Annotated in this window: 9 protein-coding genes; 7 read left to right on the forward strand and 2 right to left on the reverse strand. The window is 71.4% G+C overall.

Annotated elements, in window-relative coordinates:
• Positions 1–322: 322 nt before the first annotated feature.
• Genes cimA through ACTIGN_RS10415 form a run of 4 tightly spaced genes read left to right on the forward strand, consistent with a single transcriptional unit; the run spans position 323 to position 7,131 of the window.
• Entirely contained in the window at positions 323–1,903 is a 1,581-nt protein-coding gene (cimA, locus tag ACTIGN_RS10400; protein WP_439623502.1) for a citramalate synthase, read from the forward strand.
• A complete protein-coding gene (locus ACTIGN_RS10405; protein ID WP_439623504.1) occupies positions 1,900–2,706 on the forward strand; it encodes a Uma2 family endonuclease in 807 nt (268 codons plus the stop codon). Before cimA ends, ACTIGN_RS10405 begins: the two co-directional genes overlap by 4 nt.
• A 24-nt stretch (positions 2,707–2,730) precedes the next feature.
• Positions 2,731–5,751, forward strand: coding sequence for a valine--tRNA ligase (locus ACTIGN_RS10410; protein WP_439623506.1), 3,021 nt, complete (start codon positions 2,731–2,733; stop codon positions 5,749–5,751).
• Between the two features lie 39 nt (positions 5,752–5,790).
• Entirely contained in the window at positions 5,791–7,131 is a 1,341-nt protein-coding gene (locus ACTIGN_RS10415) for a HEAT repeat domain-containing protein (RefSeq protein WP_439623508.1), read from the forward strand.
• A 3-nt stretch (positions 7,132–7,134) separates the two neighbouring features.
• On the opposite strand, the gene truB is transcribed toward ACTIGN_RS10415, so the two are convergent.
• Together truB and ACTIGN_RS10425 are read right to left on the reverse strand one after the other, a co-directional pair.
• Positions 7,135–8,016, reverse strand: a complete 882-nt coding sequence (gene truB, locus ACTIGN_RS10420) for a tRNA pseudouridine(55) synthase TruB (protein WP_439623510.1) — start codon at positions 8,014–8,016, stop codon at positions 7,135–7,137.
• 191 nt (positions 8,017–8,207) lie between these two features.
• Entirely contained in the window at positions 8,208–8,645 is a 438-nt protein-coding gene (locus ACTIGN_RS10425) for a GNAT family N-acetyltransferase (RefSeq protein WP_439623512.1), read from the reverse strand.
• 21 nt (positions 8,646–8,666) lie between these two features.
• Between ACTIGN_RS10425 and ACTIGN_RS10430 the strand changes: the two genes are divergently transcribed.
• The 3 genes from ACTIGN_RS10430 to ACTIGN_RS10440 all read left to right on the forward strand — a co-directional run bounded on the left by ACTIGN_RS10430 (position 8,667) and on the right by ACTIGN_RS10440 (position 13,249).
• Positions 8,667–9,593 carry a diacylglycerol/lipid kinase family protein gene (locus ACTIGN_RS10430; protein WP_439623514.1) on the forward strand — a complete coding sequence of 309 codons (927 nt, stop codon included), beginning with the start codon at positions 8,667–8,669 and terminating at the stop codon, positions 9,591–9,593.
• Positions 9,594–9,802: 209 nt separating this feature from the next.
• The gene (locus tag ACTIGN_RS10435; RefSeq protein ID WP_439623516.1) at positions 9,803–11,404 is read left to right on the forward strand and encodes a methyltransferase domain-containing protein; all 1,602 of its coding nucleotides are present in this window, start codon (positions 9,803–9,805) and stop codon (positions 11,402–11,404) included.
• Positions 11,405–11,449: 45 nt separating this feature from the next.
• On the forward strand, positions 11,450–13,249 hold the full coding sequence (locus tag ACTIGN_RS10440) for a hypothetical protein (RefSeq protein ID WP_439623518.1): 1,800 nt from the start codon (positions 11,450–11,452) through the stop codon (positions 13,247–13,249).
• Positions 13,250–13,382: the final 133 nt, after the last annotated feature.

The following is a 13,382-nucleotide window of genomic DNA, read 5'->3' on the forward strand; positions in this document are numbered from 1 at the left end:
GCGCCAGCGAGGGGGTGAGGCGCACCCCCTCGCTGGCGCTCAGGGTTCGCCCAAACCCGCTCGCGCGGCGCGTCCGTTGACGAACGCAGAGCCCGCCGTAAGATTCTCCCGAGCCGCACGCAGGACACCGCCGTGAATCCGTTCGACGCAAACGCCCCGGTCCGCACCGCGATTACCGCCGCGCAGGGAGTGCGCACCGCCGTTGTGGCGGTTACCAGCGGGTGATCGGGGTCGCAGGGTGACGTGATACCTGGCCGACCCCGGAGCCCCCGCTCCGGGGTTTTTTCGTGCCCCTCTCCCACACACCACCGAACGGGATTCCATGAGCCGCGTCTCCATCTACGACACCACCCTGCGGGACGGCAGCCAGGGCGAGGGCGTGAACTTCTCCCTGCAAGACAAGCTGCTGCTCACCCGCCGCCTCGACGACCTGGGCGTGGACTACGTCGAGGGCGGGTACCCGCTGTCGAACCCCAAGGACTTCGAGTACTTCCAGGCGGTCCGCGACCTGCCGCTCAGGCACGCGAAAGTGTGCGCGTTCGGCATGACGCGGCGGAAGAACAGCCCGCCCGAGACCGACACGTGCCTGAAGGCGCTGCTCGACGCGCAGACGCCCGTGGTCACCATCGTGGGCAAGACGTGGGACTTCCACGTCACCAACGTGCTCGGCACGTCGCTCGACGAGAACCTGAAGATGATCGCCGACTCGGTCGGCTTCTGCCGCTCGCAGGGCCGCGAGGTGTTCTACGACGCCGAGCACTTCTTCGACGGCTACCGGTCCAACCCGGCCTACGCGCTCCAGACGCTCCAGGCGGCCGCGGACGCCGGGGCGAGCGTGGTGATCCTGTGCGACACCAACGGCGGCACGATGCCCGAGCGGGTCGCGGAGGTGGTCGCCGCGGCGCGGGGCGCGGTCGCGTGCGGGATCGGCATCCACTGCCACAACGACTGCGAGCTGGCGGTGGCGAACTCGCTGGCCGCGGTCCGCGGCGGGGCGACCCAGGTGCAGGGCACGATGAACGGCCTCGGCGAGCGGTGCGGGAACGCCGACCTCGTCAGCGTGATCGCCAACCTCGGCCTGAAGTACGGGTACGAGGTGCTGAAGCCCGAGAGCCTCGGGCGGCTCACGGAGGCGTCGCGGTACGTGTACGAGCTGGCGAACATGAACTTCCGCCCCGGGCAGCCGTTCGTGGGGCAGAGCGCGTTCGCCCACAAGGGCGGGATGCACACGCACGCGGTCGCCAAGGACCCGACGACCTACGAGCACATCCGCCCGGAGCAGGTCGGCAACGAGCGCCGCATCCTGGTGTCGGAGCTGTCGGGGCAGTCCACGATCCTGACGAAGACGACGAAGTACCAGGTGAGCCACGACAAGGCGCTGATGGCGAAGATCCTCACCGCGGTGCAGGACCTCGAGAACGCGGGGTACGAGTTCGAGGCGGCCGAGGCGTCGTTCGACATCCTGGTGAAGAAGGCCGCGGGGCTGTACCGACCGTGGTTCGAGCGGGTCGCGTACCGGGCCAACATCGAGGCCGGGGCCGACGGCACGGCCACGACCGAGGCGTCGGTGAAGGTCCGGGTCGGGGGGAGCGTCGAGCACACGGTGAGCGAGGGCGACGGCCCGGTGAACGCGCTCGACGGCGCGCTCCGCAAGGCCCTGGTCCCGTTCTTCCCGCAACTCGAGGAGATGAAGCTGGTCGACTACAAGGTGCGGGTGGTGAACGCCCGCGCGGGGACCGCGGCCCGGGTGCGGGTGGTGATCGAGTCCCGCGACACCGCCGACGTGTGGGGCACCGTCGGCGTGAGCGAGAACATCGTCGAGGCAAGCTGGCTCGCACTGGTGGACTCGATTGAGTACAAACTGTTCAAGGACGAGGAGGCCACCAAGGGGGGCACGGCGTGAAGCTCGACCTGGAGATGGCGGTGCCGCCGCCGGTGCCGACGGCGGACGACCCGTTCGCGCTCGGCTGGCGGTACACGCCGGACGGCGACCCGGAGTGGCGGGTGCCGCTGACGGAGGAAGATCTCCTCTACCCACAAGAGGCGGACTTCGTCGTGAACAACGAAGCCCACATCGACGACCTCCGGTACCTGGTCGCGGTCTTCCGCGAACGGATCGCGGGCCGCGAAGGGCTGCGGGTGCTCGGCGACCACATGGTCGATTTCGAGGTCCCGGGGCTGCGGATCCTCGGCCCGGACGTGATCGTGTTCAACGGGGAGGCCCGTGAGTGGGACCGGAACCGGGCCGTGTTTCCCGTCAAGAAGATGGGCGCCCGCCCGCTGATCGTCGTCGAGATCACGTCGCCCACGACGCGGCGGAAGGATCTGACCGACAAGCCGAACCTGTTCTACCGGGCCGGCGTCCCGCTCTTCGTGCTGATCGACCTCCCCTACGGCGGCGGGAAGCGGCCGAGCGGGATCACGGCGTTCCAGGCCGGGCCGACCGAGTACGAACCGCTACCGCCCGAGCCCGACGGCCGTGTGTGGCTGGAAGTCGTTGAGGTGTTCCTCAGGTCCGAGGGCAACCGCGTGGTGTGCTACACCCCGGACGGGCAGCGGATCGAGGACGACACCGAACTTCGCAAGAGCCTCGCTGCCGAGAAGGCCCGCGCCGATGCCGAGAAGGCTCGGGCCGATGCAGCCGCCCGCAAGCTCGCCGACCTCGAAGTCGAGTTGAAGCGGCTCCGCGGCGACACCACGAACTGACCACCACCAACCCGACCGATACACATGGCGACCGAACTCCCGAAGGCGTACGACCCCAAGGCCGCACAGGAGAAGTGGCTCACCTTCTGGGAGCAGAAGGGGTACTTCCACAGCGAGCCGGACCCGGCGAAGAAGCCGTACACGATCGTCATCCCCCCGCCGAACGTGACCGGCGCGCTGCACATGGGGCACGCGCTCAACAACACCCTGCAGGACGTGCTGATCCGCTGGCGGCGGATGCAGGGTTACAACGCGCTGTGGATGCCCGGCACCGACCACGCCGGCATCGCCACGCAGGCGGTGGTCGAGCGGCAACTCCTCCAGCAGGAGAAGAAGACCCGCCACGACCTCGGCCGCGACGAGCTCGTGAAGCGCATCTGGCAGTGGAAGGACCAGTACGAGGCCCGCATCCTCGGCCAGCTCCGCGAGATTGGCGCGAGCTGCGACTGGAAGCGCACGCGGTTCACGCTCGACCCGGTGTGCGCGCGGGCCGTGCGAGAGACCTTCTTCAAGATGTTCCGCGACGGGTACATTTACCGCGGCAAGCGGCTCGTGAACTGGGACACGCACCTGCAAACGTCGGTGGCCGACGACGAGACCGACACGGTGCCGACCAAGAGCGGGTTCTGGACGTTCAAGTACCAGGTTCTTGGCGAGCCGGGAGCGCCAGCGACCGGAGAACCCGAGTTCATCTCGTTCAGCACCACCCGGCCCGAGACGATGCTCGGCGACACCGCGGTGTGCGTCCACCCGAGCGACGAGCGGTACAAGGCACTGATCGGCAAGCTCGTGACGCAGCCGCACACCGGCCGCAAGATCCCGATCATCGCCGACGGCCAACTCGCCGACCCGGCGCTCGGCACCGGGTGCGTGAAGGTGACGCCGGCGCACGACCCGAACGACTACGCCTGCTACCAGCGGCACCCCGAGATCGGGATCATCAACATCCTGAACCCGGACGGCACCATCAACGACGCCGGCGGCGAGTACAAGGGGCTCGACCGGTACAAGGCCCGCGAGGCCGTGACCAAGAAGATGGAGGACCTCGGGCTCTACGTGGGGAAGGAAGACCGCGAGGTGCCGCTCAAGATCAGCGACCGGAGCAAGACCCCGATCGAGCCGTACCTGTCGGACCAGTGGTTCGTGAAGATGGCCGACCGGAACGACGGCAAGCCCGGTCTCGCGCAGATGGCGATGGACGCGGTGACCGACGGCCGCGTGAAGTTCTTCCCCGAGCGGTACGCGACCTCGTACCTCGACTGGCTCGGCGAGAAGCGCGACTGGTGCATCAGCCGCCAGCTCTGGTGGGGGCACCGCATCGCCGTGTGGAGCCGCACGTTCGCCGACCAGAAGACGTTCGAGGACACGCTCGCTCTGGAAGCGGGGACGTGGGCGTCGATCCCGCACGTGGCCTGGACCGCGCAGGACGAGACGCGGACCGTCCACATCTGTCTGGCCCACGACGATCAAGACCTGATCGCCGCGCTGACGGCCGACGGGTTCGCGCAGTCCGACGACGTGCTCGACACGTGGTTCTCGTCGGCGCTGTGGCCGCACAGCACGCTCGGCTGGCCCGGCCCGTCGCTGCCCGAGGCGAACCCGGGGCGCGAGGCCCCGGACTGGGACGCGCTGCGCTCCTACTACCCGACCAGCACGCTCGTGACGAGCCGCGACATCATCACGCTGTGGGTGGCGCGGATGGTGCTCACCGGGCTCTACAACCTGAACGAGATCCCGTTCCACCACGTCTACATCACGCCGAAGGTGCTCGACGGCTTCGGCGAGACGATGAGCAAGACCAAGGGCAACGGGGTGGACCCGCTCGACATCATCGACACCTACGGGACCGACGCGCTGCGGTACTACGTGACGTCCATCGCCGGCGAAACGCAGGACAGCAAGCTCCCGGTGTCGAACCAGTGCCCACACTGCGGCGAGTTGATCCCGCAGAAGCAGGAGCACCTGGGGCTCCGCACGAAGAAGCTCGCGTGCCCGAAGTGCAAGAAGGAGTTCCGGCCGGGCGGCCCGTGGCCGGTGGAGGACACCGAGCGGCCGACCGCGAAGCAGGCGTCCGATCGGTTCGAGCAGGGCCGCAACTTCGCGAACAAGATGTGGAACGCGACGCGGTTCATGCTCATGAACCTCGACGGGTACACGCCCGGCCCCGTGGACGTGGCGGCGCTGCCGACCGAGGACCGCTGGCTCCTGTCGCGGCTCGCCACCACCACGAAGGCCGTGACCGCCGCACTCGAAGCCTACCGGTTCAGCGACGTGGCCCGACTCGTGTACGACTTCGTGTGGAGCGAGTTCTGCGACTGGTACATCGAGATGTCGAAGGGCCGGCTGAAAGTCCCCGCGACCCGAGGGCCGGCGCAGCGGGTGCTCACCGGTGTGCTCGACGGCATCCTGCGGCTCGTGCAACCGGTGATGCCGTTCGTGGCCGAGTCGCTGTGGCACGCGCTCGGCGAGGTGGCCCCGGTTCGCGGCCTGCCGTCGCCCGCTCAGGCCGAGGAGAGCGTGGTCATCGCCAAGTGGCCGACGTACCCCGAGGCGTGGATCGACGCCCCGGTGGAGGCCCGGTTCGCCCGCATGCAGGACCTCGTGCGGAGCGTCCGCGAGGTGCGGAACCGCTACCAGGTGGACGACAAGACGAAGCTCGACGTGACCGTGAAGTGCGCCGACGCCGTGGCCGCGGACTTCAACGCGCTGGCGGCGTTCATCGGGCCGCTCGCGGGGATCGCGACGTTCACCGCCGGGCCGGGCGTGGCGAAGCCGAAGCAGGCCGGCGGCATCGTGCGGCCCGAGTTCGAGGCCCACGTGTCGCTCGTCGGGCTGATCGACCCCGGGGCCGAGATGAAGCGGCTCGAGAAGCAGATCGCCGACAAGCGCAAGTCGCTCGACGGCACGAGGGCGAAGCTCTCGAACGAGAAGTTCGTGGCCGGCGCGCCGCCGGAAGTGGTGCAGCAGCAGCGCGAACTCGTCGCCGACACCGAGAAGCAGATCGCCGCGCTCGAGGAGAACCTCAGGGACTTGCAGACGGCGTGACGAGCAGACCGGTGGTTCACGCGCGTCTGGAGGTGCCCGGTGTTCGGTCTGTTCGCCCCGACGTGCCCGCTGGGTACGGCCGAAAAAGCCTGGATCGAGCGGCGCATGCGCTGGCTGGCGGGCCGCCTCGGCATCGACCGCATGCGCGACGCCCCGGTCGTGCTCCCGACCGATGCGTTCTTCCCCGACAACTATGGGGCCGACGAAGCCAGCGCGAGGCAGTGCTTCGATCGGGTGTGCCGGTACATGCGGGTCGACCCCGCGACACTCACACTGACCGTCCTCCCGGACGGGGCGATGCCGGGGGCGGCGGGGTGGTACCAGCGGGGCGAACGGTCGCGGACGCCGGTCCGGCGGGCTCGGGCGAACGTGTTCGTCGCGGCCTCGCAACTCGCAAACCCGATGGCGCTGATCGCGACCCTGGCCCACGAGGTCGGGCACGAGATCCTCCTCGGCGGCAACCACCTCTCCGAAGGCACCGCCGACCACGAGCAGGTCACTGACCTCCTCACCGTGTTCCTCGGCGTCGGGGTGTTCAACGCCAACGCGACCCTGCACGAGTCGTCGTGGACGGACGGGAACCTCTCGGGCTGGTCGGTCGGCCGGCAGGGCTACCTCTCGGCCGCGGCGTTCGGGTACGCCTTCGGGGTGTTCGCATACGTCCGGCGCGAGACGAGCCCGGCCTGGGCGAGGCACCTCCGCCCGGACGCGCGGGGCGCGATGGACAAGGGCGTTCGCTACCTCCGGAAGACCCGCGACAGCCTGTTCCAACCCGACGAGGATCACGGGCCACCTGCGCCGCCAACAGCGGCCGCCGTCCTCGAAGGGCTGGCGCACACGAGCGCCACGTTCCGGCTCGGGGCGCTCTGGGACGTGCCCCTGGCGGGAGCGACCGGACGGGAGGTGATCGCGGCCGTGTGCCGCTGCCTCCGCGACCGCGACGGGGCGGTGCAGTTCGAGGCCGCCCGGACTCTTGGCGCGTTCGGGGCGGACGCGACGGCCGCCGTCCCGCACCTCCTCGACCTGGTTCAGACCGAGAGCCCCGTTTGGTCGGCGGCGCTCCCGGCACTCGCCGCCATCGGGGCCGACGCGGCCCTCGTCGTCCCAGAAATCATCAGCCTCCTCCGCTCGCATCCGGCCGACGCGGGCCCGCTCGCACGGGTCGCAAAGGCCTACGGGGCCGCAGCCGAGCCGGCGCTTCCCGCGCTCCTGGACGCGATCGGCCACCAACTCTCGAAGGGCGTCGGGGAACTCCACACAGCTCTGGCGGTGGTGCGAGAGTTGGCCCCCGACCCCGAGGCGCTGATTCGGGAGCACTTTGCGTCCGACCCGGAACTCCGCCGCCTCGCGCTCTGGGAAATGCAGCACTCCGTGGGATGAGTGTCACCCCGGCACAGCGTGAGCCAACACGCACTCCGGTTTAACGAGCCCGCCCTCCGCACGGCCGATCGCGATCAGTTCACCGGACTCGTCCAGCACCGCGACCTCGGCCCCCTCGGGGGGCTCCCCGACACCCGCCAGGAAGCCGACGCGCTGGCCCTGCCGCAATCGCACGACCTCGGCCGCCCCGAGGCGCACTTGCGGGAGGCCGTCGAGGACGCTCAGCATCGGCAGTAGTTTCAGGCCCGCCGCGCCGCGATCGAGGCCGATCCCCTGCTCCGCGGTGTACGGCCCGACGCGGGTGCGTCGGAGCGTCTCGACCATGCCGCCGACGCCGAGCTGCGAGCCCGCGTCGCGGGCGATCGAGCGGATGTACGTCCCCTTCCCGCAATCGATCTCAACGTCCGCGAACGGCCACTTATAGTGCGTCAGGCGGATCGCGTCGACGCGCACCGGCCGGGCGGCGAGTTCGACGTCGCGGCCCTGGCGCGCGAGGGCGTGGGCGCGGCGGCCGCCCACCTTCAGCGCCGAAACGGCCGGGGGCACCTGCTCGATTGTCCCGACGAGCGCCGCGAGCGCGTCTTCGAGTTCCTCGCGCGTCGGCGGCACCGCAGCGGGCGTCTCGGTCACCTCGCCATCGGCGTCGTCGGAGGTGCTGGTCGCCCCGAGGCGGAAGCGGGAAGCGTAGCTCTTCCCCATGGCCTGGACGTAGTCCGCGAGGCGCGTCGCGGCCCCGATGCACACGACCAGCACCCCCGTCGCGAGCGGGTCGAGCGTGCCGGTGTGGCCGATCTTGGTCTTCCGCGGGAACCACTTCTGCACGCGGTTCACCGCGTCCCGCGAGGTCATCCCGCCGGGCTTGTCGAGTACGAGCAGGCCGTTCATTGTGCAAACTCTGCGGCTTTGAGTCGTGCGCCTCACGCGGGCCGCCACGGAGGGCGGCCCCTACAAACCAAACGCGAACCTTCTGGTAGGGGCCGCCCTCCGTGGCGGCCCGCCAGCCGCATTTGGCGTGTGCCAAGAGAACGTCAGCAGAGAGCGCAAACTCCGGTCGCTCACGCTCCCGGCTCGCCGTGTCATGCGTTCGGGTCGTCGGTCAGCGCGATGGACACCACCACGAGGTCGGTGCGTTCGCGCCCGCCGACGCGATTCCAGAACGCCATCCCGTCCGCGTTGCCCGCCGTCACCCAGAAGTTCACCTTGTCCATCCCCTCGTTCTTGAGCGCCGCCAGGCAGTGCTCGACCAACCGGCGGCCGGTGCCCTGCTTGCGGAGCGCCGGCGAAACCGCGAGGTGGTGCAAGTACCCGCGGCGGCCGTCGTGCCCCGCGAGGCACGCGCCCGCAAGTTCCCCGGTCGCCGTGACGGCCACGAAGCTGCACCCCGGGTTGCGCCGCAGGTAGCGGGCGAGGGCCGGCGGGCTGTCCGCGCCGCGCAGGCACATTCCCTCGACCACTTGCCACAGCGCGACCGCCGCCGGTATGTCAGCCTCCACCATCGGCCGGAGCGTCACCATCGCCGCAACCCCGAGAGACCCATGCCCGCCGCCACGTGTGTGATTTACAACCCGGCGGCCGGCCGCGGGAGGGCCGAAAAGCTGCTCGCCGGGGTCCGCGCCTCGCTCGGCGGCGAGGTCGAGGTGCGGCCGTCGCGCGAGCCCGGTCACGCGGTCGAGCTGGCGCGCGACGCCGCGACCGAGGGGTTCGCGCGGGTTGTCGCGGCCGGCGGCGACGGTACCGTTCACGAGGTCGCAAACGGCGTCTTGCAGAGCGGCCGCCGCGACACCGTGTTCGCCGTGTGGCCCATCGGCTCGGCGAACGACTACGCCTACTCGCTCGGCATGGACGTGTGGTGGGAGCGCCGCGGCGAGCGGCTACCCACCGAGGTGATGGACGTGGACGTGGGCCGCGTGACGGCGGCCGGCCGCGAGCGGTTCATGGTGTGCTGTCTGGGCGTCGGGTTCAACGGGATGGTCACGGTCGAGGCCCGCAAGACGCACTGGCTCGCCGGGATGCCGCTGTACGCCCTCGCGTTCCTCAAGGCGATGGTGCGGCACTTCGCGACGCCGACAATGACCGTGCGGTTCGACGGCCGCGAAGTGGTGACGCCGACGCTCGCGCTGTCTGTCTTGAACGCACAGCGCGAGGGCAACTTCCCGCTGCGGCCGGCGGCGCGGCTCGACGACGGCGCGTTCGACTACATGCACGCCACCCGTCTGCGCCGCGGCCACTTGCTCCGCTACCTCCCGGCGATGGCCGCGGGCCGGCTCCCCGAGAACCACCGGCTCATCGCGCTGGGCCGCGCGAGCCGCATCGAGGTCCACAGCGAGTCGCCGCTGTGCGTCCACGCCGACGGCGAGTTCGTGTGCGTGCCCGAGGAGGGCGTGACCGAGATCGTGCTCGAAGTCGTTCAACGGCGGCTCCGGGTCGAGGTGTTCCCGCCGGCGCTGTACGGGGCGCGGTGACGCAGTGGTCCCAGGCACACTCCGTGAACGGTTCCTCGGTCGCGCGCTCGGAGCGGCACACGGAGTGCGCCGGATCCGATTCCAGCACCTGCCCCACTTCCCCACTCCCCCCCGGCCCCGCGGTTGGTCTTGTGTCCGTTTTCTGGGCAGTGTAAGGGTTCTTCCGACGCGAGTACCGGTGCCCGGACGGTTGTGTGAACGGGGGGGTTGTGGAGCCGATCGCCTATTTCGCCGCCGCGGCCGCGGTCGCCGCGCTGGGCCTGCTCGTGGCGACCCGGGCGCTCCGCCGCGAGAAGCCGGCCCGCACCCCACTTGCCGTCGTCCGCCCGCCGGCGCTGGCCGACTGCGAGGGAAAGCGGATCGGCGTCCTGGTCGTCGCCTACGGCACCGCAGCCGCCCTCTCGGCCGCGCTCAAGCGCGTCCCCAAGGACGTGTGGGAGAACATCGAGGAGGTCGCCGTCTTCGACGACGCGGCCACCGGACAGGCCGACGGGTTCCGGGCGATCTTCGGGGCCGAGAAGCTCACCGTCGTCCGCGGCGCGAAGCACCTCGGGTCCGGCGGCGACCAGATGCGCGGGTACCGGTACTTCGCCGACCGCGGGTTCGACGTGGTCGTGGTGCTCCGCGGCGACGGGCGGCACGCGCCCGAGGTGCTGGCCGACCTGTACGCGCCCATCGTGAGCGGCGAGGCCGACGCGGTGTTCGGGTCGCGGGTGGCGCCCGACCGTGGCGGGGTGCCGCTGGACAAGTCCCTCGGGAACCGGGTGCTGACGAGGTACGCCAACTACTTCCTCGGCACGTCCCTGACCGAGTTCCACTCGGGGTACCGGGCGTACAGCCTGCACGCGCTCGCGGGGCTCGACTTCTCGCACGCGGCGCACGACGCCCACTTCGAGACGCAGCTCATCATCAAGCTCCGGCACCAGGGGCTCCGGCTCCGCGAGGTGCCGGTCCCGGCGCACCCCGGCAGCGGGCTCGGCCCCGTGACCGGGTTCCGATACGCGCGGGCCGTGTTCACGGCGGTGCGGCGGTACCGGGCCACGCTGTCGGGCCGGAGCGCGGCCCCCGAGTACGCCGAACTCGCCCCGCACTACCCGCTCAAGGAGTCGCGGTTCTCGAGCCACGACTACTTCCGGCGGCTCGCGGGCACCGGGCACGAGATCCTCGACGTCGGGTGCGGCGAGGGGCACTTCGCGGCCCTCGTCGCCCGGAACGGGAACCGGGTCGTCGGCATCGACCTGCTCGAATCCGCGGCCCGCGCCGGCGCGATGGACCTGTACGTCTCGGCCGACCTCGACGGCGGCCTCGCCGGCGCGGAGCGGGCGCTCGGGGACCGGGCGTTCGACCTCGTGCTGCTCCAGGACGTCCTCGAGCACCTGCGGTCCCCGGAGCGGATGCTCGAGGACTGCAAGCGGTACTGCAAGCCGCACGGCCGGGTGATCGTGTCGGTCCCGAACGTCGCGAACGTGACGGTCCGGCTCGGGCTGCTGTTCGGCCGGTTCGAGTACCGCCCGCGGGGCATCCTGGACCGCACCCACCTGCGGTTCTTCACCCGCAAGACCGCCCGGCAGTTGCTCGAGGGCGCGGGGTACGAGGTGACCGAGCAGCGGGCGACGGTGATGCCGCTGGAACTGGCGTTCGGGCTCGACCCGAAGAACCCGCTGATGGTCGTCACGAACCGCCTGCTCGCGCTGGCGACGTGGGCCGCCCCCGGGCTGCTCGGCTACCAGACGGTCCTGGTCGCGCGGCCGCGGGCCGCGGCGGCGCCCGCGGCGGGCGTCCGGCCCCGCGCGTACCGCCCCGCGGCGTGACCCCGCGGGCGACCGCACCTCGTTGACCCTCGCAAGGACGCACCCATGCTCGGCTCCCCCGCGGCGCTCCGCCGCTCCCCGTCGCCGTTCGCCCTGGCGGCCCCGACCGTCTGGCCCCGCGTGGTCGCGGCGTTCGAGGCGCCGTGGGTCGCGTACCCGCTGCTGCTGCTCCTGCAACTCAAGGTGGTGTGGGGCGTGTGGGCGTACCAGGACGTGCCGTGCGGCGACACCGTGGCGTACTTCACGCACGCCTGGCAGTGGTTCCGGGGGTTCGGAACCGACGTCGCCTGGTCCCCGCTGTACACGTCGTTCTACGGCTCGTTCCTGTTCCTCGACGCGGACCCGGTGCGGGCGACGTTCGCGCACCGCGTGGTCATCGTCCTGGCCGCGGCGACCCTGGTGCTGGCCGTGCTGCGGCAGCTCCTGCCGGCCGGCGTGGCGTGGCTGTGCGCCGCGTGGTGGGCCGCGCTGCCGATCGCGTTCAACACGCTCTACGAGGTCCACCTGTTCGGCGCGCTGCCGGTGCTCGCGGGCTGGCTGCTCCTGCTCACCGCGACCGGCCCGTGGCGGCGGGCGGCGGCCCTCGGGGTGTTCGCGGCCGCGACCGTGCTGGTGCGGAACGAGTTGTCGGTCCCGACCGCGGTGCTCGGGCTGGTCCTCGCCGCGACCGAGTGGCGCCACCTCCGGGCCGGGCGGACCCGGGCCGCGGGCACGGCGCTCGCGTACGCGGCGGCCCTGGGCGCCGCGGCCGGCCTGTGCGCCGCGGCCTACGCCGCCTCGTGCGAGAAGTACCCGAAGCTGGCGACGCACCTGAAGGAGAAGCACACGCTGAACATGGCCCAGGTGTACGCCTTCGGGCACCAGCAGCGGCACCCCGAGTGGGACCTGTCGCCGTGGACCCAGTGCCACGGGCTCATGGAGGAGACGTTCGGCGGCCGCGACCTGACGCTCCGCGAGATGATCGCCGCGAACCCGCGGGCCGTCGCCGAGCACTTCGCGTGGAACGCCTCGCTCACGCCCAGCGGGTTGCAGTTGCTCCTGTTCAACCGGGCCTCGGGATCCGTGTCGCCGGACTACGACGGGACCGTCGCAGCCCGGTTGAACAGCCCGCTCGCGGCGGCGCTGACGGTCGCGCTCCTCGCGGTGTGGGCCGCGGGCGGCGCGGCGCTGTGGCGGGACCGCCGCGCCTGGTGGCGCTCGTGGCTGTCGGTTCGGTGGCTCGGGTGGGCCGCGGTGCTCGCGGTGGCGACCGTGGTGCCGCTCGTCGTCGTGACCCAGCGGCCCCGGCCGAGCTACCTGTTCGCGTTCGGCGTGTCCCTCATCGCGCTGACCGGGATGTGCGTCCACGCCGCGGCCACCCGGTGGCACCTGGCCGACGGGCTCCGCCGGCTGGCCCCGCTCCTGGCGGTCGCGCTGGTGCTGATCGTCCCGCGGCACTTCGTCCAGGGGAAGCACAGGACCCAGCCGGTCGCCGCCGCCGTGACGCGGCTGCTCCCGTACCGGGACGCGGTCGCCGCCCCGGGGGTCGTCACGGTCGTCCCCGACCGAACGAGCGTGGGGTGGTACGTCCACCCCGAGGCCCGGTTCGTCACCGACCGCGAGTTGCTCCCCGAGTTCGGCGAGGTGGCCGCCGCGGCCCGGCCGGGCGAGCCGTTCGCGGCCCTGCTCGCCCGCCGCGGCGTCGATTACCTCTACCTCGACGAGACCGCGCTGGGGTGGATGGCGGGCAAGAGGTGCGACGGGCTGGACCCGTACCTCGACGGCCGGAGCACGCCCGAGTGCGACCTCCTGGGGATCGGGAACGCCCCCGGCGACCGCTGGCGCCTGTACCGGCGGGCGCGGTGACGGGGTGTCGCCCGGGGCCCCAGGGTTCGCACCCCGCGGCCCCAGGGTTCGCACCCGGCGGCCCCAGGGTTGGCACCCCGCGGCCCCAGGGTTCGCACCCTGGGCTACGAACTGCCGCCCCCTTCGGGGGCTC

The organism is Gemmata sp., from assembly GCF_051859125.1.
Classification (GTDB): Bacteria; Planctomycetota; Planctomycetia; order Gemmatales; family Gemmataceae; genus Gemmata.

Excerpts from the sequence above, each read along its gene's own strand:
- cimA (WP_439623502.1), top strand. The coding sequence starts at position 323 with ATGAGCCGCGTCTCCATCTACGACACCACCCTGCGGGACGGCAGCCAG.
- truB (WP_439623510.1), bottom strand. The coding sequence starts at position 8,016 with ATGAACGGCCTGCTCGTACTCGACAAGCCCGGCGGGATGACCTCGCGG.
- ACTIGN_RS10440 (WP_439623518.1), top strand. The coding sequence starts at position 11,450 with ATGCTCGGCTCCCCCGCGGCGCTCCGCCGCTCCCCGTCGCCGTTCGCC.
- ACTIGN_RS10410 (WP_439623506.1), top strand. The coding sequence starts at position 2,731 with ATGGCGACCGAACTCCCGAAGGCGTACGACCCCAAGGCCGCACAGGAG.
- ACTIGN_RS10425 (WP_439623512.1), bottom strand. The coding sequence starts at position 8,645 with ATGGTGACGCTCCGGCCGATGGTGGAGGCTGACATACCGGCGGCGGTC.
- ACTIGN_RS10430 (WP_439623514.1), top strand. The coding sequence starts at position 8,667 with ATGCCCGCCGCCACGTGTGTGATTTACAACCCGGCGGCCGGCCGCGGG.